Source organism: Pseudomonas sp. GV047, assembly GCF_003058245.1.
In the GTDB taxonomy this organism is placed as follows: Bacteria; Pseudomonadota; Gammaproteobacteria; order Pseudomonadales; family Pseudomonadaceae; genus Aquipseudomonas; species Aquipseudomonas marginalis.
Window position 1 is genome coordinate 646715 of sequence record NZ_QCWA01000002.1, and the last position, 19820, is coordinate 666534.

General features: G+C 60.6%; 18 protein-coding genes. 13 read left to right on the forward strand and 5 right to left on the reverse strand.

Annotated features, from left to right (window positions below; translation table 11 throughout):
* The first annotated feature begins 40 nt into the window (after positions 1-40).
* Positions 41-970 (forward strand): zinc ABC transporter substrate-binding protein, encoded by a 930-nt coding sequence (locus C8K58_RS08210; RefSeq protein WP_043293815.1) that lies wholly within the window; start codon positions 41-43, stop codon positions 968-970.
* Between the two features lie 60 nt (positions 971-1030).
* Here the strand turns inward: C8K58_RS08210 and C8K58_RS08215 are convergent, their stop codons facing one another.
* Together C8K58_RS08215 and C8K58_RS08220 are read right to left on the reverse strand one after the other, a co-directional pair.
* Positions 1031-1984 carry a homoserine kinase gene (locus C8K58_RS08215; RefSeq protein ID WP_027608033.1) on the reverse strand — a complete coding sequence of 318 codons (954 nt, stop codon included), beginning with the start codon at positions 1982-1984 and terminating at the stop codon, positions 1031-1033.
* Positions 1985-2040: 56 nt separating this feature from the next.
* Positions 2041-2331 carry a DUF2782 domain-containing protein gene (locus C8K58_RS08220; protein ID WP_027608032.1) on the reverse strand — a complete coding sequence of 97 codons (291 nt, stop codon included), beginning with the start codon at positions 2329-2331 and terminating at the stop codon, positions 2041-2043.
* A 74-nt stretch (positions 2332-2405) separates the two neighbouring features.
* Between C8K58_RS08220 and polA the strand changes: the two genes are divergently transcribed.
* The gene (gene polA, locus C8K58_RS08225) at positions 2406-5189 is read left to right on the forward strand and encodes a DNA polymerase I (RefSeq protein WP_108573563.1); all 2784 of its coding nucleotides are present in this window, start codon (positions 2406-2408) and stop codon (positions 5187-5189) included.
* Between the two features lie 269 nt (positions 5190-5458).
* Here polA and yihA read toward each other — a convergent pair whose 3' ends face one another.
* Positions 5459-6100 (reverse strand): ribosome biogenesis GTP-binding protein YihA/YsxC, encoded by a 642-nt coding sequence (gene yihA / locus C8K58_RS08230; protein WP_027608030.1) that lies wholly within the window; start codon positions 6098-6100, stop codon positions 5459-5461.
* A gap of 192 nt (positions 6101-6292) precedes the next feature.
* On the opposite strand from yihA, the gene C8K58_RS08235 reads away from it, so the two are divergent.
* The 6 genes from C8K58_RS08235 (at position 6293) to C8K58_RS08265 (ending at position 11876) form a co-directional block, all read left to right on the forward strand.
* The gene (locus C8K58_RS08235) at positions 6293-6595 is read left to right on the forward strand and encodes a cytochrome c5 family protein (RefSeq protein ID WP_027608029.1); all 303 of its coding nucleotides are present in this window, start codon (positions 6293-6295) and stop codon (positions 6593-6595) included.
* Positions 6596-6628: 33 nt separating this feature from the next.
* Positions 6629-7255 (forward strand): cytochrome c4, encoded by a 627-nt coding sequence (locus C8K58_RS08240; RefSeq protein WP_027608028.1) that lies wholly within the window; start codon positions 6629-6631, stop codon positions 7253-7255.
* A 169-nt stretch (positions 7256-7424) separates the two neighbouring features.
* On the forward strand, positions 7425-8060 hold the full coding sequence (gene dsbA, locus C8K58_RS08250; protein WP_027608027.1) for a thiol:disulfide interchange protein DsbA: 636 nt from the start codon (positions 7425-7427) through the stop codon (positions 8058-8060).
* A 10-nt stretch (positions 8061-8070) separates the two neighbouring features.
* Positions 8071-8949, forward strand: a complete 879-nt coding sequence (locus C8K58_RS08255) for an endonuclease/exonuclease/phosphatase family protein (protein WP_027608026.1) — start codon at positions 8071-8073, stop codon at positions 8947-8949.
* The gene (locus C8K58_RS08260) at positions 8946-11012 is read left to right on the forward strand and encodes a GGDEF domain-containing protein (protein ID WP_108573565.1); all 2067 of its coding nucleotides are present in this window, start codon (positions 8946-8948) and stop codon (positions 11010-11012) included. The genes C8K58_RS08255 and C8K58_RS08260 overlap by 4 nt, the downstream gene beginning before the upstream one ends.
* Before the next feature lie 87 nt (positions 11013-11099).
* Positions 11100-11876 carry an N-acetylmuramoyl-L-alanine amidase gene (locus tag C8K58_RS08265; RefSeq protein ID WP_027608024.1) on the forward strand — a complete coding sequence of 259 codons (777 nt, stop codon included), beginning with the start codon at positions 11100-11102 and terminating at the stop codon, positions 11874-11876.
* Between the two features lie 8 nt (positions 11877-11884).
* On the opposite strand, the gene C8K58_RS08270 is transcribed toward C8K58_RS08265, so the two are convergent.
* Both C8K58_RS08270 and algB read right to left on the reverse strand, forming a co-directional pair.
* On the reverse strand, positions 11885-13672 hold the full coding sequence (locus tag C8K58_RS08270) for a KinB sensor domain-containing domain (protein ID WP_108573566.1): 1788 nt from the start codon (positions 13670-13672) through the stop codon (positions 11885-11887).
* A gap of 10 nt (positions 13673-13682) precedes the next feature.
* A complete protein-coding gene (gene algB, locus C8K58_RS08275; protein ID WP_027608022.1) occupies positions 13683-15029 on the reverse strand; it encodes a sigma-54-dependent response regulator transcription factor AlgB in 1347 nt (448 codons plus the stop codon).
* A 378-nt stretch (positions 15030-15407) separates the two neighbouring features.
* Here algB and C8K58_RS08280 point away from each other — a divergent pair, with 378 nt between their 5' ends.
* From C8K58_RS08280 to C8K58_RS08300, 5 genes are all read left to right on the forward strand, one after another.
* Entirely contained in the window at positions 15408-15692 is a 285-nt protein-coding gene (locus C8K58_RS08280) for a hypothetical protein (RefSeq protein WP_027608021.1), read from the forward strand.
* An 83-nt stretch (positions 15693-15775) separates the two neighbouring features.
* The gene (locus C8K58_RS08285) at positions 15776-15940 is read left to right on the forward strand and encodes a DUF1328 domain-containing protein (protein ID WP_003170804.1); all 165 of its coding nucleotides are present in this window, start codon (positions 15776-15778) and stop codon (positions 15938-15940) included.
* 2 nt (positions 15941-15942) lie between these two features.
* A complete protein-coding gene (locus tag C8K58_RS08290; protein WP_027608020.1) occupies positions 15943-16410 on the forward strand; it encodes an inhibitor of vertebrate lysozyme family protein in 468 nt (155 codons plus the stop codon).
* 727 nt (positions 16411-17137) lie between these two features.
* A complete protein-coding gene (gltP, locus tag C8K58_RS08295) occupies positions 17138-18469 on the forward strand; it encodes a glutamate/aspartate:proton symporter GltP (protein ID WP_108573568.1) in 1332 nt (443 codons plus the stop codon).
* Between the two features lie 98 nt (positions 18470-18567).
* Positions 18568-19797, forward strand: a complete 1230-nt coding sequence (locus C8K58_RS08300) for a nucleoside recognition domain-containing protein (RefSeq protein WP_027608018.1) — start codon at positions 18568-18570, stop codon at positions 19795-19797.
* Positions 19798-19820 lie beyond the last annotated feature (23 nt).

Consider the following 19820-nt stretch of genomic DNA (forward strand, 5'->3'; position numbering starts at 1 on the left):
GATAGAGACGTTATTATGTTACCCGTTCCTACGTCATTGAGTGGTCATCGTGTCCCGACTTTTTCCCGTTTTTGTCGTATTTGTCACCAGTTTGTTCCTCGCTGGCGCCGCTCAGGCCGAGGTCAAGGTGCTCACGAGCATCAAGCCATTGCAGTTGATTGCCGCTGCCGTGCAGGACGGTGTGGCGGTTCCGGAGGTGTTGCTGCCGCCGGGTGCATCGCCCCATAACTTCGCCTTGCGCCCATCCGACGTACGGCGTGTGCAGTCGGTCGATCTGCTGTATTGGATCGGGCCGGACATGGAGGGCTTCCTGCCTCGCGTGCTCAAGGGGCGTACCGCACCGACCGTAGCGGTTCAAGACCTGCCCGGGCTGAAATTGCGTAGGTTCGCCGAAGATAGCCATTCCCACGCCGACGATGCCGACGAACATGACCATGATCACCGCCCGGGGAGCCTGGATGCGCACCTGTGGCTGTCCACGGTGAACGCTCGGGTGATCGCAGCGCGTATGGCCGCTGACCTCAGTGCAGCCGACCCCGTGAACGCCGCGCGTTATCAGAGTAATGCCAAGGCTTTCGACGAGCGCCTTGATGCACTGGATGCGCGCCTGAAAAAACGCCTGGCGAGCATCGGTGACAAACCTTACTTCGTGTTCCACGAAGCCTTTGATTACTTCGAAGACGCCTACGGACTCAAGCACACCGGCGTGTTCAGCGTTGCTGCCGAAGTGCAGCCTGGCGCCCAGCATGTGGCGGCGATGCGTACGCGTTTGCAGGAAGTGGGCAAGACCTGTGTGTTCAGTGAGCCGCCGTTGCGTCCGCGTTTGGCCGAAACCCTGGTGGCAGGTTTGCCGGTGAAGCTGGCGGAATTGGATGCGCTGGGCGGCTACACCCCGGCCACGGCCCAGGGTTATGAGCAGGTGCTGGAGAAATTGGGGAATGACTTGGCAGGTTGCCTGGAGTCGTTATAAGCCGCAGCGCAGATCAAATGTGGGAGGGGGCTTGCTCCCACATTTTGACCGGGTTGGTCCTTAGAGCGCGAATGGCAGGTGGACGCTGACCTGCTGACGCTGCGTCAACCGATGCTCGAACTCGGCGGGATCGTGGATCAACACATCCTGCCCGGCAAACGATTCAGCGGCGATCAGGCGCGACAGCCAGAACCGCACGCACGCCACCCGCAGCATGGTCGGCCATAGCTCGGCCTCCTTGGCCGTGAACGGCCGCAGGCCCGCGTAGGCACCCAGCAGCGCACGGGCGCGCGGGCCATCAATCACGCCATCGGCGTCCGAACACCAGTCATTCAGGGCGATCGCCACGTCGTACAGCATCGGGCCCGAGCAGGCATTGTAGAAGTCGATCAGACCCGTCAGGTGCGTGCCCTCGAACATCGCGTTGTCACGGAACAGGTCGGCGTGCACGTTGGCGCGTGGCAGGGCGAGGATCTCGGCCTTATGGGCCTCGATTTCAGTCAATGCTGCTTGCAGCAGGCTTTGCTGCGCATCGTCCAGGTGCGAAATCAGCTGCGCACCTTCGCTGAGCATCCAATCCAGCCCGCGATCGGTCTTGCGCTCCAGCACCTTCTCGCCCTGCGTCGCCAAGTGCAGATGGCCGAGCAGGTCGCCGACCTGGGCGCAATGCTGTGGGTTGGCCTCCTTGATGTGCTTGCCGGCCAGGCGCGGTTGCAGCAGTGCCGGTTTGCCGGCCAATTCGCGCAGGGCCACGCCATCGGTGGTGCGCAGAGCGTAGGGCACCGGCAGGTCGGCGTCGTGGAGCACGTCGAGCAGTTCGATGAAGAACGGCATTTCCTGCACGGGGCCGCGCTCAACCAGGGTCAGGACGTACTCGCCCTGTTCCAGGCTGATAAAGAAATTGGTGTTTTCGCTACCAGCGGCAATCCCCTGGAAGTCAAGCAGGCGGCCGAGCCCGTAGGGGGCGAGAAAGGTTTCCAGCTCGGGCCGAGCCAGGGGGGTGAACACAGACATGGTTAAAACTGCCAGTACGGGCGCCGCGGTGCGCGGCGCCAATTGAAGTTAAGAAATCATTTCCATTCGAAGATCTTCCATGACGGGATCAGCATATCCGGCTGGTCAGAGCGGATGAAGTTCGCGTCGGTTCCGTCCGCGCGTACCAGGAAATACGGCGGTGCGCCTTTTACGGTCACCTTGATTGCATACAGGAAACCGTTTTGACGGTACTCCTGGATGGTCCGGTCGCCTTCCGTGCGAATGGTCACTTCCGGATCACCCGAAGGCGCGCCGTCTGCCGCCATGGCAGCCATCGGAGCGAGTGCAATCAGGCCGGTCAACAGCAGGCGATTGAATGTACGCATGATAACCTTGTCCCTTTGTTTTCATTGGTCCGGCTATTCTAGCGCCTGACCCGCCGAAAAGGTTGATCCTGCTCATGAGCCAAGCCCCCCTCGTCCTGGTGGACGGTTCGTCTTACCTGTACCGCGCGTTCCACGCGCTGCCACCGCTGACCACCTCCAAAGGCCTGCCGACCGGTGCGGTCAAGGGCGTGTTGAACATGCTCAAAAGCCTGCGCAAGCAGTACCCGGACAGCCCGTTCGCGGTAGTGTTCGACGCCAAGGGTGGGACGTTTCGCGATGACATGTACGCCGAATACAAGGCCAACCGCCCAAGCATGCCCGATGACATGCGCGTGCAAATCGAGCCCCTGCACCAGAGCGTGATCGCCCTGGGCTTCCCTTTGCTGTGCGTCGAAGGCGTCGAGGCCGATGACGTGATCGGCACCCTGGCCCGCAGCAGTGCCGCCGCTGACCGTCCGGTGGTGATCTCCACCGGCGATAAGGACATGGCGCAGTTGGTCGACGGGCACATTACCCTGGTCAACACCATGACCGGTAGCTCGATGGACATCGAGGGCGTAAAGGAGAAATTTGGCGTCGCTCCGGAGCAGATCATCGACTATCTGGCGTTGATGGGCGATTCGTCCGACAACATCCCGGGCGTTCCGGGCATTGGTCCGAAGACCGCTTCCGGCTTGCTGGTGGGGGTGAACGGCGGCCTCAAAGAACTTTATGAGCAGTTGGATATTGTGCCGAGCCTGCCGATCCGGGGTGCCAAGACGCTGCCGGCGAAGCTGGAAGAGCATAAGGAGATGGCATTCCTCTCCTATCAGTTGGCGACGATCAAGATCGATGTGCCGCTGGACGTGGGTCTGGACGATTTGCACCTGATTGAACCGGATCGCGAAAAGTTGCTGGAGCTTTACACCCTGCTGGAGTTCAAGAGCTGGTTCGATGAGATTCAGCGCGATGCCAAGCGAGTGGAGCTCAAGGCCGCGCCTGTTGCCGAAGAGGTTATTGAAGCTACTCCTGCGGCACCCGCAGAAACGACCTACACCACGATCCTTGACCAAGCCACATTCGATGCCTGGCTGAAGAAGCTCAACGACGCGACGTTGTTCGCTTTCGACACCGAAACCACCGGGATCGACGCTCAACAGGCGCAACTGGTGGGGGTTTCCTTCGCCGTGCAGCCCCATGAAGCCGCCTACATCCCGCTGACCCATTCCTACATCGGTGCGCCGCAGCAGCTGGATCGCGACACCGTGCTGCTGGCCTTGAAGCCATTATTGGAAGACCCGAGCAAGCTCAAGGTCGGCCAGCACGCCAAGTTCGACATGAATATCCTGGCCAACTGTGCCATTGGCGGCGACCCGGCGAATGGCATCAGCGTGCGCGGTATCGCGTTCGACACCATGCTTGAATCCTACGTGTTGAATTCCACTGCGACCCGCCATGACATGGACAGCCTGGCCAAGAAGTACCTGGACTACGACACCGTCAGTTTCCAGGACATCGCCGGCAAAGGCGCCAAGCAGCTCACCTTCGACCAGATCCCGCTCGAACAGGCTGGCCCCTATGCCGCCGAGGATGCCGACGTGACGCTGCGCCTGCATCAGGCACTGTACGCACAGCTCACCGCCATACCGAGCCTGGCAAGTGTGTTGACGGACATCGAAATCCCCCTGGTACCGGTGCTGGCGCGTATCGAACGCCAGGGCGCGCTGGTGGATGCGCAGCTGCTCGGTGTCCAGAGCATCGAGCTGGGCAACAAGATGGTCGAACTGGAGCGCCAGGCGTTCGAGATCGCCGGCGAAGCATTCAACCTGGGTTCGCCCAAGCAGCTCGGCGCGATTCTCTACGAGAAACTCGGCCTGCCGGTGCTGAAAAAGACGGGCAAGGGCCAGGCATCCACGGCAGAGGAAGTGCTGGCCAAGCTGGCCGAAGATGACTATCCGCTGCCCAAGGTACTGATGCAGTACCGCAGCATGAGCAAGCTGAAAAGCACTTACACCGACCGCTTGCCGGAGCAGATCAACCCGCGGACCGGGCGTGTTCACACCTCTTACCATCAGGCGGTGGCGGCGACCGGGCGGCTGTCTTCCAGCGACCCGAACCTGCAGAACATCCCGGTGCGCACCGCCGAAGGGCGACGCATCCGCCAGGCATTTGTCGCGCCCAAGGGCTACAAACTGCTGGCAGCGGACTATTCGCAGATCGAACTGCGGATCATGGCGCACCTGTCCAAGGACGAGGGGCTGATGAATGCGTTCCGTAACGACCTGGATGTGCATACCGCCACGGCGGCCGAGGTGTTCAAGGTCGAATTGGCTGAGGTCACCTCCAATCAGCGTCGCAGTGCCAAGGCGATCAACTTTGGCCTGATCTACGGCATGGGGGCACAGAAGCTCGGCAAGGACATCGGTGTCGATACCAAGACCGCCAAGGCTTACATCGATGTGTACTTCGCCCGCTACCCAGGCGTTCGCGAGTACATGGAGCGCACCCGCGCCCAGGCTGCCGATCAAGGCTACGTGGAAACCTTCTTCGGACGTCGGCTGTATTTGCCGGATATCAACTCCAACAAGCCCCAGGAGCGCGCGGCCGCAGAACGCACGGCGATCAACGCGCCGATGCAGGGCACGGCGGCGGATATCATCAAGAAAGCCATGGTGCTGGTGGATAGCTGGCTGACCGCGTCGGGCCTGGATGCCAAGGTGATCCTGCAGGTACACGATGAATTGGTGCTGGAGGTGCGTGAGGATCTGGTGGCCGAGGTCAGCGAGAAGATTCGCGAGCACATGAGTGCGGCGGCGCAGTTGGATGTGCCGTTGGTGGTGGACGTTGGCGTAGGCGACAACTGGGACGAAGCGCACTGATTTCGCGGCATCGCCACCACCGAGCGTGGTGGCGGAATGCTTTAGATCGGAAATCCGCTTCAGTTATTTCCAATAGTTTTTTGAACCTGCCGGAACTTAACCTGTGAACTGCTACTCAGAGTTACTGAATGGGTGGTGAAGCCCTTCAATGCTCCTATGTTGTGTTAAGTGTTGGCAGATATCCGGACCCCGCCCTAGCGGTCCGGTACTTGAACCCCGAACTTCCCCTCCCCATACGAAGTCCGGGGTTTTTTTTGCCCGCAGAAAAGTTACTCCGCGAGTTCCGCGCCTTTGTCAGCCAACTCCATCCAGCCGGCCAGCACGGTATAGGCATCTTCCAGGCCCATGCGCTTGGGGGCCGAGAACAGCTGGATGGTGATTGTGTCACCCCAACCCTTGCGGATTTCGGACTGCACTTTAAGCAGGGTGTTCTTGGCGGCGCCGTAGGTGAGCTTGTCGGCCTTGGTCAGCAGGATATGCATCGGCATGCCGCTGGCGACCGCCCAATCCAGCATCAGCAGGTCGAAGTCGGTCATTGGATGACGGATGTCCATCATCAGGATCAACCCCTTCAAACTCTCGCGGCCACCCAGGTAAGCCTCCAGGTGACGCTGCCAGTGCAGCTTCAGCGGGATAGGTACTTTTGCATAACCGTAGCCCGGCAGGTCGACCAGACGCCGATCATCGTCTAGCTTGAAGAAGTTGAGTAACTGCGTGCGGCCCGGGGTTTTCGAGGTGCGCGCGAGGCTGGCGTGGGTCAGGGTGTTCAGTGCGCTGGATTTACCGGCGTTGGAGCGACCGGCAAAGGCGACTTCAAAGCCTTCGTCATCGGGGCATTGGTCAACTTTGGCGGCGCTGAGCATGAAGGTGGACTGTTGGCACAGGCCGAGGATGGGGTTCTTGAGTTGCATGAGATTTCCGATGTGGGCGGTGCCGAAAAAGGGTGCGGCAAGCGGTGTCGTTTCCGTTTCAGTAGCGCCAGTATATAATGCCGCAGATTTTGTGTGTGCTTTGTCCCAGCGAAGGATGAAGTTCACGGGAGCGATAGACCTTTATTGCGCATTAGAACGCAAAACGCTCTCAAACCCTGAAAAGGTCGATGTATGACCCGATGGTTGCTCGCTTTCGGTGCCCTGGTTCCGCTGTATGGCGCTCAGGCTACACAGGATCCGGAAGCGGTGTACAACCGAGTTTGCGTGGCTTGCCATGCCGGCCAACTGCCGAACGCCCCGAAACGGGGTGACCAGGCAGCCTGGGCGCCAAGACTGGCGCAGGGCATGGACACGCTGGTGCAACACGTGACCCAGGGTTTCAAGGCAATGCCGCCGCGTGGTTTGTGCATGGACTGCAGTACCGAGGATTACCAGGCCATCATTGAGTTGATGGTGAGTAAACCCGGTAGATAACTCTTAAACCCTTAGCCGTAGTTGGATTAGCTGATGAACAAACTGATCGTGAGTCTGCTGTTGACCTTGGGCATCACCGGTGTTGCCGTCGCCGCAGAGGGCCCCCTTAAAGGTGATGCCACTGCCGGTCAAGCGAAAGCCGCCGTATGTGGTGCCTGCCATGGGCCGGATGGTAACAGCCCGGCGCCGAACTTCCCCAAATTGGCCGGCCAGGGTGAGCGTTACCTGACCAAGCAGATGCACGACATCAAGGATGGCAAGCGCACGGTCCTGGAAATGACCGGCCTGCTGACCAACCTCAGTGATCAGGACCTGGCGGATATCGCGGCGTATTTTGCCAGCCAGAAAGGCAGTGTGGGAGCTGCTGATCCGAAACTGGTGGCCCGTGGTGAGAAACTGTTCCGCGGCGGTGACCTGGATAAAGGCCTGCCTGCCTGCACCGGTTGCCACTCGCCCAATGGCGCGGGCATAGCCGCCGCCGGCTTCCCGCACCTGAGCGGCCAGCACGCCACTTACATTGCCAAGCAACTGACCGATTTCCGTAAGGAAGAGGCAGGGCGAGCCAATGATGGCGACGCGGCAATCATGCGCACCATCGCCCGCAAGCTGAGTGACGAGGACATTGCCGCCGTCTCCAGCTACATCCAGGGCCTGCACTAAGTGCCCCGGCAACGTTAACGCTCGATTAATCCATCGATGCAAGCATAAAAAGGGTGGCTTAGGCCGCCCTTTTTTGTGGCCGCTGCCGTTACACTAACGAACTCATGCCCGCGTAGACCTGTCACAACAAAGGTCGCGTGAGGCGACTTTATTTGTCCAGGAGTAAAGCATGCGTAATCTGATCCTCAGCGCCGCTCTCGTCACTGCCAGCCTTTTCGGCATGACCGCGCAAGCTGCCGATGTGCCGCTTGAAGCCGGTAAAACCTACGTTGAATTGGCCAACCCAGTGCCGGTTTCGGTACCGGGCAAGATCGAGGTGGTGGAGCTGTTCTGGTACGGCTGCCCGCATTGCTACGCTTTTGAGCCGGTCATCAATCCTTGGGTCGAGAAGCTGCCCAAGGACGTGAACTTCAAGCGCATCCCCGCCATGTTCGGCGGCCCATGGGATGCACACGGCCAACTGTTCCTGACCCTGGAAGCCATGGGGGTGGAGCACAAGGTCCACAACGCGGTATTCGACGCCATCCAGAAACAAGGCAAGCGCCTGACCAAGCCGGACGAAATGGCTGACTTCATTGCTACCCAAGGCGTCGACAAGGACAAGTTCCTGGCCACCTTCAACTCCTTCGCGATCCAGGGCCAGATCAAGCAGGCCAAGGAGCTGGCGCAGAAGTACGGCGTGCAAGGCGTACCAACCATGATTGTCAACGGCAAGTACCGTTTCGACCTGGGCACTACCGGTGGTCCTGAAGCGACCCTCAACGTTGCCGACCAGTTGATCGCCAAAGAACGCGCAGCCAAGTAAGGGGCTCCTCATGCGCCGCTGGGGTACTGAACGTGTGGTTGGCCTGCGTGAACCGCAGGTCAACGAACATCACCTGGAGTCCACAGGTTTGCCGGCAGACAACCGCCTGCGCCTGCTCAGCTTCAATATCCAGGTGGGCAACAGCACCGAGAAGTACCGGCACTACCTCACCCGGGGCTGGCAGCATTTGCTGCCCCACAACGGCCGGGCCGGTAACCTGCAGAAGATCGGCGACCTGTTGAATGATTTCGACCTGGTCGCCCTGCAGGAAGCCGACGGCGGCAGCATGCGTTCCGGCTATATCAATCAGGTCGAACACCTGGCGCACCTCGGGGCCTTCCCGTACTGGTACCAGCAGCTCAATCGCAACCTCGGACGCCTGGCGCAGCACAGTAATGGTGTGCTCAGTCGTTTGAAGCCCACCTCCATCGAAGATCACCCATTGCCGGGCCCCAAGGGGCGCGGGGCGATTCTCGTGCGTTTTGGCGAAGGGCCTGAGGCCTTGGTGGTGGTGATGATGCACCTGGCGCTCGGGGGGCGTACGCGCAACCTGCAGTTAGCCTACGTGCGCGACCTGATTGGCAACTACAAGCATCAGGTGTTGATGGGTGACATGAACACCCATGCGAACGACCTCCTGCTGAATTCCCCGTTGCGTGACCTCGGGTTACTGGCGCCGCAAGTCGAAGCCACGTTCCCCAGCTGGCGCCCGCAACGCTGTCTTGACCATATCCTGCTCAGCCCGACCCTCACACTCGAGAGTGTGCAGGTATTGGCGCAGCCCATCTCCGATCACCTGCCAGTCGCGGTAGAGATTCGTCTGCCGGGTTCGCTCACGGCTGATGCATTGCCCGCGTTGAGCCCCGGCCCTCGCGGACCCCTTGCATGAGCGACGACGCCCAGCGCTGGAAAGAAAAATACCTGTTAAGCATCGAGCAACAAGAAAAGCTCGAACGCCGTTGGGCTGCCCGCCTCGACCTGCTGCGTCGTGGGCTGGTGCGCAGCACACTGGCGGCAGAAGGCACCGACCGCGCGGTTGACCAGTGCATGAAGGAAATGCGCGACGTCGTGCGTACCGACGACATGGACGCCGCCCTCGCCGCCTTGCTGCCGCGCCTGGAGAAGGCGGTACTGGATTCGGAGCAGCGCCGCGAAACCCGGATCGACCAGATGAGCACCGCACTGACCTCCCTGGTCACGCAGTTGCAAAAGCTGCCGCTGCCCCGTGAGGTCGCCCGTCCGCTGAAAACCTTTGCCAAGCAGTTGGATGGCCGCGTCAGTCAGGCGCGCGAGATTCCCTTATTGCTCAGCGAGTTGAGCAGCCTGCAAGGGCAGGCGCTGGATAACCTGGAGCCGGACGGTGAAACCGTGCGTCCCGGGCCGGGTTTGTTGCAACGCCTGTTTGGGGCCAAGGACGCTTCGAGCGAGGCGCCGGCCAGCGAGCCCATCCCCAGTCCGCCGCCGGCCCCTGTTGCCCCCAAGCCCGCCGCCGAGCCCGAGGAGCCCGAGCAGTCCGACGAGTTGACGCAAGCGTTGCGGGCCTTTGCGCCGCCGCCTCAGGCGCCGCTTGCCGCGCAGCCCGAAGCCGCAGCGCCCGCCAAGGCCGCCGATGTCGCCAGTGAAAAGTTTGTGTACGAGGCGCCTGCCCAAAGGGCCGCAGTAGCTGCGGCTGTCGACGTATCTCCAGCACCTGTCGAGCCCTGGGAGCCTGAGCCGCAGTTGCAAGAGCCCGCCACCGAAAGCGCGCTCGCCGCCTTTATCGAAACGCCGCAGGTTGCCGTCGAGGCGCCGCAGGAGACGGTGATCGGCAGCCTCTCGTTCCCTCCGGTTCTTGACGTCGAAGAACCGGACCCCGACGAACTTCAATCGGATGGCCTCTACTCCCTGCCGGATTCACCGGAGCCATCGTACAGCTCCGTGGCCAAGCACATCGAAGACACCCTGATCGGCCTGCTGGAGGAGCTGGCCCTGCCCGAGCGCCATCGGCCCCAGGCCGAAGCCATGCGTGAACGCTTGGCCCACGGCTTGAATTGGTACGAATTGCTGCCGATCCTCGATGACCTGGCGGTGCTGATGCTGGCGATCACCGACAGCGGCCAGCACGAGTTTGAGGCTTACCTCAAACAGCTCAACGAACGCCTTGAAGCCTTCCAGGGCCATCTGCAGGTGGCCAGCGACGGCCATGCCGACAGCCGCTCCGCTGCCAGGGAGCTGGACACGCAGATTCGCGAACAGGTCGACGGCCTGCAAAGCAGTGTCCAGGAAGCCGCGGACCTGGACAGCCTCAAGCAGGTGCTCGAAAGCCATCTGGAGGGTTTGCTCGGGACCATGGACGAGCACCAGCAACAACGTGACCAGCGCGAGCAGGAAGTGGCGGCGCGCCTGAAAGGCTTGGCCGAGCGGGTCGCCAATATGGAGCAGGAAGCCCAGGGTTACCGTGAGCACCTGGAGGTGCAACGCCAGAAGGCCCTGGTCGATCCGCTCACCGGTTTGCCTAACCGTGCGGCCTGGAGCGAGCGTCTGGACCATGAGGTCAATGCCTGGCACCAGCGTGGCAATAGCCTGTCGCTGGCGATGTTGGACCTGGATCACTTCAAGCGCATCAACGATGGCTACGGCCATCTGGCGGGTGACAAGGTGCTGAAAATCATCGCCAACGTCCTGCGTAAGCGCCTGCGCCCCAGTGACTTTATCGCGCGTTTTGGCGGTGAGGAGTTTGTGTTGCTGATGCCTGACTCAACCCTTTCGGACGCCCTGGCAGTGGGGGAAGTACTGCGTGCCGCGATTGCCGCCTGCCCATTCCACTTCAAGGGCGAGCCGGTGACGATTACCGTGTCCATGGGCGTGGCGCAACTGCAGCCGGGTGAGCGCAGTGAGCTGGCGCTCAAGCGAGCCGACGAGGCGTTGTATCGGGCCAAGGCGGCTGGGCGTAATCAGGTGCAGGCCGCGTAAAAGGCGTTCCATCGTGTAATTTGACCGCTGGCCACAAACGGTACGTTACACTGTTGCATTATCGTCTTCAGCGTACTGTCTTCCGCCATGAAATCCTTGTACTTCGCCTGTGTATTTCTTCTGCTCGCCGGCTGCGCCAGTGGTCCGCGCCTGGACACCCGCCACCCTTCGGCGAACCACGACAATCGCGTGCAGTTCGTGGTCGTGCACTACACCTCCACCAACCTTGAGCGTTCCCTCGCCCTGCTGACCCACGGCCAGGTCAGCGCTCATTACCTGATCGGTGACGACGCCGGTGCCACCATCTACAAGCTGGTGGATGAGAGCCAACGTGCCTGGCATGCGGGAGAAAGCGAGTGGATGGGGCGTACCTGGCTCAACTCCAGCTCCATCGGCATCGAGATCGTAAACCCTGGCTACAAGGACACCCCCACAGGCCGCTTGTGGTACCCGTACTCGGAGGCCCAGGTGAAATCGCTGGTGGTGCTGCTCAAGGACATCAGCAAGCGCAATGGCATCGACCCCAGGAACATCATCGGCCATAGCGATATCGCGCCGCTGCGAAAGCTCGATCCGGGGCCGCTGTTCCCCTGGAAGCGCCTGGCCGATGAAGGCCTGAGTGTGTGGCCGGATGCCCAGGCCGTCGCCCGTTTCCAGGTGCAGTATGCCGCTGAATTGCCGAGCATTACCTGGTTCCAGGAAGAATTGGCGCTCCTCGGTTACCCGACACCCCAGACGGGTGAGTTGGATGTCGCCACGCGCCATGTGATCGCGGCGTTCCAGATGCGCTTCCGGCCATCCCGGTTCGATGGCGTGCCGGATGCCGAAAGTGCTGCCATCCTGCGTGCCCTGAACCGGCGCTAAGCTGGCGCCTACAAGGGCAGCGCCATATAGAACTGGGTGCCCTGCCCCGGCCGCGAATACACCCCCATGCGGCCGCCGTGCAATTGCACGATCTCCTTGCACAGCGCCAGCCCCAGGCCGGCGCCGCCCTTCTTGCGCCCAACCTGGACAAAGGGTTCGAAGATGCGCCCTTGCTGGCCATAAGCGATACCTTCGCCGTTGTCTTCGACGCTGATAATCACCCGCTCGCCATGACGTCGCGCCTGCAGGCGAATTTGCCCACCGTCGGCGGTATGACGCAGGGCATTGCCCAACAGGTTGTCGAGCACCCGTTCCAATTGCGCCTGGTCGGCATACAGCCGTGGCAGGTCGGATTGCACTTCTACCAACAGTTCGATGTGTTGCGCATTGGCGGGCTCCACAAAGCGCGCGCGGGCGTGTTCGAGCAGATCGGTCACGTCGCAGGGGCCCAAGGTGAGTTTCTGCAGGCCATTCTGGTAGCGCGAGAAATTGAGCAGGTCGTTGATCAACTGCATCAGGCGCTGCATTTCTTCGTTGACCGTATCCAGCAGGTCCGCTTCACGGGATTCCGGCGGGAACTTCGCGCGTTCACGGAACAGGCCGAACGCCATGTGCATGCCGGTCACCGGCGTGCGCAGTTCATGGGAGGCGCGCAAGACGAATTCGCTGCGCACCCGTTCGAAGGCGCGCTGTTCGGTGACGTCATGCAGCACCATCACCGCGCCAAGGATATGTCCCTGGGTATGGCTGACAGGGGTGAGGCTGTAGGTCAGCAGGCGCAGTTCGCCCTCGACTTCGACTTCCAGGTCCTCCGGCGCGCGCTCCAGAGTGCCGCCGCGCAACACCAGTTGCAGTTGTTCATCCAGCTCCGGGCGCACCAGGGCTTCGCCAAGGCCTTGGCCGAGGCGTTCCTCGTCCCAGCCCAATTGGCGTTGTGCAACCGGATTGAGATGCTCCAGGCGGCCTTGGCGGTCAATCATCAGCAGGCCGTCGTCGATGCTGTCGAGCACGGCTTGCAGGCGCTGCTGGCCGGCCAGCAACTCGTCAACATTAGTCGCCTGATGCTGGCGCACCGCCTCGGCCATAAGGCCGAAGCGACGGGTCAACAGGTTCATTTCCGCTGCCGAAGAGAGCGGCAGCGTCACTTCAAAATCGCCCTGGCCGATCTTGTCCGCTGCTTTTGCCAGCGCTTCGATCGGGCCGCCAAATCGCCGGGCGATGCCATGGGCCGTGACAAATCCGATGATCAGCACGGCAAGGCCCACCAACCCCAGCAAACCGGCGATCAGCAAGGCGCGTGCGCGGGATTTGTGTTCGCTGGTGCTGATGTTTTCCAAGGCCTGCTTATGTTCGGCAATCAGCCCGTTGCGCAGCACATTGAAGGTTTCGGTGAGTTTTTCCTTGCTGCCCGGTGGTGGCGACGCCTGCTGGGATTGCTCGAAGGCGTCCAGCAGGTCCTGGTATTGGGCTCGCGCCTGGCTGAAGCCGTGGCTATGGCCGTCGCGTTGCTCATGGGCGATGCCTTGGTCCAGCAGGTCGAAGTAATGCTGCTTGGAGCTTTGCAATGCCTGCGGATCGGGGCGATGTTCCAGCATCATGATCAATTGGTCGCCCAGGCTTTGGCGCAGCTTGAGCCCCAGGTCCAGCGTGACGAAGTTGCTGCGAATCAGGGACTCCTGGGTCTTGGCCATTTGCATGACGCTGACCAGACCCAGGATCAGACCCAGCAGGGCGACGGTGATCAGCGCTGAGATACTCAGGAACAATCGAGTGCGCAGTTTCATCGCTAGCTTCATAGGGTGCAGCTCACAGGTTGTACTGTTTGCGTTTGCGGTACAGGGTCGACGCGTCGATGCCGAGGGTGCGGGCGGCCTGGTCCAGGGTATCGCTGGTGGCCAGTACGGCGCCGATATGGGCTTTCTCCAGCTCGTCCAGGCTCAACGCCGCGCCAATGCGCGGGGCGTTATTGGTCGGTTGTTCGGCCATGCCGAGGTGGATGATTTCGACCTTTTCCTGTGGGCAGATGATGCTGGCGCGTTCCACCACGTTGCGCAGTTCGCGGATATTGCCTGGCCAGCGATAGTTGAGCAGTGCTTCGCGCGCCTGATCACTGAAGCCCCGCGCCGGGCGGGCGTATTCCTTGACGAAGCGCGCCAGGAAGCGGTCTGCCAGGGTGAGGATGTCTTCACTGCGCTCGCGCAGCGGTGGCAGGTGCAAGGTGATGACGTTGAGGCGATACAGCAAGTCTTCCCGGAAGCGACCGTCGCGCACCATGTCTTCCAGGTTCAGGTTGGTGGCGGCCAGGATACGCACATCGGCGCGACGGGTGACCGGGTCGCCCACGCGCTCATACTCCTTGTCCTGGATAAATCGCAGCAACTTGGGTTGCAGAGTGAGGGGAAAGTCGCCGATCTCGTCGAGAAACAGCGTACCGCCGTCCGCCTGGTTGACTCGGCCCAACGTGCTCTCACTGGCGCCGGTAAAGGCGCCACGGCTATGGCCGAACAGCTCGCTTTCCATCAGTTCTGCCGTCAGCGACGGACAGTTGATGGTCACGCAGGATTTCTTCGCGCGCTTGCTCCAGCCGTGAATGGCCCGGGCCAGTTCGCCTTTACCCGTGCCGGACTCGCCGAGGATCAGGATGTTGGCATCGGTACCCGCCACCTGGCGTGCGGTTTCAAGCACAACCATCATTGACGGACTGTGGGAGTCGAGGCCGTCTTTCTGCTGGCGTACGGCGCCTTCCAATACTTCCAGGCGCGCGGAAAGTTGGCGTACTTCCAGCTGTTTGGCGGTGGCCAGGCGAAGTTGGTCGGGGCTGCAAGGCTTGACCAGGTAGTCGGCGGCACCGGCCTGGATTGCGTCCACGGCGGTATCCACGGCGGAATGGGCGGTTACGATCACCACGCGCATCCACGGTGCCTGGATACGCATCTGGGCCAATACCACCAGGCCATCGTCTTCACCCAGGCGCAGGTCCAGGAAGCACAGGTCGAACACCTGGCGTTGCATCAGGGCATCGGCCTGGGCGGCGCTGTTGGCGGTGGCGACGGTGTAGCCTTCATCTTCCAGGCAATAACGGAAGGTGCGGAGGATCGCGGACTCGTCATCCACTAAAAGAATGCGGCCTTGAAGTTCCTTGGCTGATTCCATCTGTCCCGCGCTCCTTAACTATATAAATGATGGTGTTTAGTCCCGGAATAATCGGGCAAGTTGCATGGTTTATTCTGATCGATAAAAGGCGATGTCGTGCAGCTATCTGCGCGGCTTCCTGCGAAGTCCCGCCTTACAGCGTTTTCATGCTGTCTGCCCCTTCGGCACCACCCTCCGTGCTTTCTATCCCTTCATCCGACCACTGACCATCGTGCATTTCGCACGGCGTAGTAGAGGGCATCGTGCAGGATGCTGGGCGATTGACCTAGTGCATATATTTAACTTATTGATTTTATTGGTTTTTATTTTATAAAAAAGCTGGCATGCGCTCTGCAATAGCTATCCCAACGAATAATCAGAATGTGGGAGAAATGCAGCATGACTCGCCAAAGCCTCAGCCAACTGCGTGTATCGCCACTGCGCTTGCAACAAGGGCTGTTTGCCAGCCTGGCCCTGATGGTCACGCTGATTGCAGGCCAGCAGTTGCAGCAATGGCAGCAGAGTCAGCAGCACGCCCCATCGTTCGACCGTCCGGTAACGACCCAGACCCATTTCAGTTCCATTGGCACCCGTAGCGCCGATGTAACCGCCCCGCAATTGCGTGTGGCCGACCAGGATTCCACCCTGGGCGAGCTGCCGACTCAAGAGCGCTGGGTGTTTTAAGCAAGAACGTCGGTCGCTTGATGTCGAGCGCCCGTCCGGCACTACCGCTGTTACCTCTTAAAAGAAGCGTAAGGAGAATCACCATGTTGAGTTGGGCAATCACATTTCTGATCATCGCCATTGTGGCTGCAGTCCTGGGCTTCGGTGGTATCGCGGGCACCGCCACGGGTATCGCCAAGATTCTCTTTGTCGTCTTCCTGGTGATGTTCATTGCTTCGTTCTTCTTTGGTCGTCGCGGCCGAGGCTGAATATGACCACTTTGTCCCTCAAAGCCATTGCTGCCGCCCTGCTCTTGGGCGGCAGCGGCCTGGCGATGGCCGCCAATGACGGCCAATCCCGAGCCAACGAATTGCTCAGTGCGGACCCGCAATACCGCGAGACCTGGCAAGGCGTGGTGAAGAAAGAAGAGCGCCTGCCGGAATGGGTGATGAACCTGTCGGGCACGGCCGAGCAAATGAATGCCGTGGAAGAAGATGGCGACAAGTACCTGGTGGGGCCGCTCTGCGAAACTGCGGATACATGCCTCCAAAAGCGCCTGATCGTCGCCTTCAGCCTCGACAAGGAAGATGCCTACGCCATGTTGGTGGAAGTCCCGGCCGGTTTGCCGGCGGACAAGTCCCCGACGCGGCACGCCGATTACCGGTTTATCGGTAAGCCGGACGAAGGCATGCAAAAGCTCCTCATGGAGCAGCTGAAGAAAGATCCGAATTGGTACTAGGTTGCGTCTGACGCGTCTGTCGTCTGCGCAATCAGCGTCCATGGAAAGAAGCCCCGCGCTTCTTTCTGTCTGCATTGCCCGCCAAGGGTGATGCATGACCAGGGGGCCGGGTTGCTCTGATCAATCGGGATCGGCGTGACCTACGGGCACAGGGAGTGCCTGCGCAAGGGCCGGGTCAGGCGAAAAGCTGCGACGCAGGTTCACAAGCCCACGGCTTGCTGAACTTGCGGCGGGCTTGTGACTCTTATTCCCGCCTCCTATGCTGCCCATAGCCGCAAATCCTGATTTTGCTTTCGACCAACCATTTCTGGGTGTGTCGGGGCGACCATCTATCGAGAAAGTTTTGCGCGCGCCATAGGACGTTTCCGACACTCGACGGCAGAGTTCCCGGGCATTTCTGCCAACCTCTCCAAGACCTGCAAAATCTCTGCGCGAGCCTGAATTGGCCGGTTCACGGCATATTCACCGGGCAAAATGTCACATTTGAACTGACCGTTCGGACAGTTATTATGAAAAAAAGTCATGCCGATTTGGCATGGGGTAGGCGTTTACGGCATTAGACGTCGTCCCCTTGCATGGGAATAGTTGCGCCTTTTTTCGCCTGCCAGTAAGCCATTTCGGCCATGCTGCGGTGACCTTCCATGGAGGCAGATGCACACACTTTTTCGCTCTCGAGCGTTGCAGCTGGCGCATTTGCCTTAAGTTCACTTGAAGTAAGGGTAATGACATGAAGAAGGCAAAGCTAAGCCTCGCCTGGCAGATCCTCATCGGTTTGGTATTGGGGATCGCAATCGGCGCAGTGCTCAACCATTTCAGTGCTGAGAAGGCCTGGTGGATCAGCAATGTGTTGCAGCCAGCGGGCGATATCTTTATCCGCCTGATCAAGATGATCGTGATCCCGATTGTGATTTCCTCGTTGATCGTCGGCATTGCCGGTGTCGGTGACGCGAAAAAGCTCGGGCGCATCGGCGTCAAAACCATCCTTTACTTCGAAGTGGTCACCACCATCGCCATTGTGGTCGGCCTGCTGCTGGCCAATCTGTTCCACCCGGGCGCAGGCATCGACATGAGTACCCTGGGTACCGTCGATATTTCCAAGTACCAGGCGACCGCCGCCGAGGTGCAGCATGAGCATGCGTTCATCCAGACCATCCTCAACCTGATCCCGTCTAACATCTTCGCCGCTGTAGCCCGTGGCGAGATGCTGCCGATCATCTTCTTCTCCGTGCTGTTCGGCCTGGGCCTGTCGAGCCTCAAGCCGGATCTGCGCGAGCCGCTGGTGACCATGTTCCAGGGCGTGTCCGAGAGCATGTTCAAAGTCACCCACATGATCATGAAGTACGCCCCCATCGGCGTATTCGCGCTGATCGCGGTGACGGTGGCGAACTTCGGCTTCGCTTCGTTGCTGCCATTGGCCAAGCTGGTGATCCTGGTTTACGTCGCCATCCTGTTCTTCGCCTTTGCAGTGCTGGGCCTGATCGCTCGCCTGTTCGGCTTCTCGATCCTCAAGCTGATCCGCATCTTCAAGGACGAGTTGGTGCTGGCCTACTCCACCGCCAGTTCCGAAACCGTGCTGCCGCGTGTGATCGAGAAAATGGAAGCCTACGGTGCGCCGAAGGCCATCTGCAGCTTCGTGGTACCGACCGGCTACTCGTTCAATCTAGACGGTTCGACCCTGTACCAGAGCATCGCGGCGATCTTTATCGCCCAGCTGTATGGCATCGACTTGTCGATTGGCCAGCAACTGATGCTGGTATTGACCCTGATGGTCACCTCCAAAGGCATCGCCGGTGTGCCGGGCGTGTCCTTCGTGGTGCTGCTGGCCACCCTGGGCAGCGTGGGCATCCCATTGGAAGGCCTGGCGTTCATCGCCGGTGTCGACCGCATCATGGACATGGCCCGCACCGCCCTGAACGTGATCGGCAACGCCCTGGCCGTGCTGGTCATCTCCCGTTGGGAAGGCATGTACGACGACGCCAAGGGCGAGCGCTACTGGAACTCCCTGCCGCACTGGCGCACCAAGGAAGCGCTGCCGGCCGGCGAGATCACTCGCGGCTGATCGTACGATTGCGCTGACACAAACCTCGGATAATTCCGGGGTTTGTCGTTTCTGCCAGCCCCGCTATCATTCGCCCCATCTTTCGGGGGATTCAACTGATGCTCAATGGCCTGTGGCTTGGCTTCTTTGTCGTGGCAATGGTGTCAGCACTGGCGCAATGGCTGGTGGGCGGTAACGCCGGGATTTTCGCGGCGATGGTCGAAAGCATTTTCGCCATGGCCAAATTGTCGGTGGAAGTGATGGTGCTGTTGTTCGGCACCCTGACGTTATGGCTGGGCTTCTTGCGGATCGCCGAAAAAGCCGGGATTGTCGAATGGCTGGCCAAGGCCCTGGGCCCGCTGTTCCTGCGCCTGATGCCGGAAGTGCCGGCCGGTCACCCGGCCATTGGCCTGATCACCCTCAACTTTGCCGCCAACGGCTTGGGCCTGGATAACGCAGCAACACCTATCGGCCTGAAGGCCATGAAGGCGCTGCAAGAGCTCAATCCCATCCCTAACACGGCGACTAACGCGCAGATCCTGTTCCTGGTGCTCAATGCATCCTCCCTGACCCTGTTGCCGGTGACGATCTTCATGTATCGCGCCCAGCAAGGTGCGCCCGATCCGACCCTGGTATTCCTGCCGATCCTGCTGGCCACCAGCGCATCCACATTGGTGGGCCTGCTGTCGGTGGCGGTGATGCAGCGCCTGCGGCTGTGGGACCCGGTGGTGCTGGCCTACCTGGTTCCAGGCGCATTGGTACTGGGTGGGTTCATGGCCCTGCTGGCGACCCTCTCGGCCACCGCATTGGCGGGATTGTCGTCAATCCTCGGCAACCTCACGTTGTTCGGCCTGATCATGCTGTTCCTGCTGATCGGCGCACTGCGCAAGGTGAAGGTCTACGAAGCATTTGTCGAAGGCGCCAAGGAAGGCTTCGACGTCGCCAAGAACCTGCTGCCGTACCTGGTGGCGATGCTCTGTGCGGTGGGCGTGTTGCGTGCCTCCGGCGCGCTGGACCTGGGCCTCGAAGGCATTCGCCATGTGGTGGCCTGGACGGGCATGGACACGCGCTTTGTCGACGCCTTGCCGACGGCGATGGTCAAGCCCTTCTCCGGCAGCGCGGCCCGGGCGATGTTGATCGAGACCATGCAGACCCAGGGGGTGGACAGCTTCCCGGCGTTGGTGGCGGCGACGATTCAGGGCAGTACGGAGACCACCTTTTATGTGTTGGCGGTGTACTTCGGTTCGGTCGGCATCCAGCGGGCGCGGCATGCCGTAGGGTGCGCGTTGCTGGCTGAGTTTGCTGGTGTGGTCGCAGCGATCGCGGTGTGCTACTGGTTCTTTGGCTGAAGCTTAAATAGCTATCGGGAGCA

What these genes read in the sequence shown, in the direction of transcription:
- C8K58_RS08215 (WP_027608033.1), bottom strand. Translation starts at nt 1,984, where the DNA reads ATGTCTGTGTTCACCCCCCTGGCTCGGCCCGAGCTGGAAACCTTTCTC.
- C8K58_RS08220 (WP_027608032.1), bottom strand. Translation starts at nt 2,331, where the DNA reads ATGCGTACATTCAATCGCCTGCTGTTGACCGGCCTGATTGCACTCGCT.
- polA (WP_108573563.1), top strand. Translation starts at nt 2,406, where the DNA reads ATGAGCCAAGCCCCCCTCGTCCTGGTGGACGGTTCGTCTTACCTGTAC.
- yihA (WP_027608030.1), bottom strand. Translation starts at nt 6,100, where the DNA reads ATGCAACTCAAGAACCCCATCCTCGGCCTGTGCCAACAGTCCACCTTC.
- C8K58_RS08235 (WP_027608029.1), top strand. Translation starts at nt 6,293, where the DNA reads ATGACCCGATGGTTGCTCGCTTTCGGTGCCCTGGTTCCGCTGTATGGC.
- C8K58_RS08240 (WP_027608028.1), top strand. Translation starts at nt 6,629, where the DNA reads ATGAACAAACTGATCGTGAGTCTGCTGTTGACCTTGGGCATCACCGGT.
- dsbA (WP_027608027.1), top strand. Translation starts at nt 7,425, where the DNA reads ATGCGTAATCTGATCCTCAGCGCCGCTCTCGTCACTGCCAGCCTTTTC.
- C8K58_RS08255 (WP_027608026.1), top strand. Translation starts at nt 8,071, where the DNA reads ATGCGCCGCTGGGGTACTGAACGTGTGGTTGGCCTGCGTGAACCGCAG.
- C8K58_RS08260 (WP_108573565.1), top strand. Translation starts at nt 8,946, where the DNA reads ATGAGCGACGACGCCCAGCGCTGGAAAGAAAAATACCTGTTAAGCATC.
- C8K58_RS08265 (WP_027608024.1), top strand. Translation starts at nt 11,100, where the DNA reads ATGAAATCCTTGTACTTCGCCTGTGTATTTCTTCTGCTCGCCGGCTGC.
- C8K58_RS08270 (WP_108573566.1), bottom strand. Translation starts at nt 13,672, where the DNA reads ATGAAGCTAGCGATGAAACTGCGCACTCGATTGTTCCTGAGTATCTCA.
- algB (WP_027608022.1), bottom strand. Translation starts at nt 15,029, where the DNA reads ATGGAATCAGCCAAGGAACTTCAAGGCCGCATTCTTTTAGTGGATGAC.
- C8K58_RS08280 (WP_027608021.1), top strand. Translation starts at nt 15,408, where the DNA reads ATGACTCGCCAAAGCCTCAGCCAACTGCGTGTATCGCCACTGCGCTTG.
- C8K58_RS08285 (WP_003170804.1), top strand. Translation starts at nt 15,776, where the DNA reads ATGTTGAGTTGGGCAATCACATTTCTGATCATCGCCATTGTGGCTGCA.
- C8K58_RS08290 (WP_027608020.1), top strand. Translation starts at nt 15,943, where the DNA reads ATGACCACTTTGTCCCTCAAAGCCATTGCTGCCGCCCTGCTCTTGGGC.
- gltP (WP_108573568.1), top strand. Translation starts at nt 17,138, where the DNA reads ATGAAGAAGGCAAAGCTAAGCCTCGCCTGGCAGATCCTCATCGGTTTG.
- C8K58_RS08300 (WP_027608018.1), top strand. Translation starts at nt 18,568, where the DNA reads ATGCTCAATGGCCTGTGGCTTGGCTTCTTTGTCGTGGCAATGGTGTCA.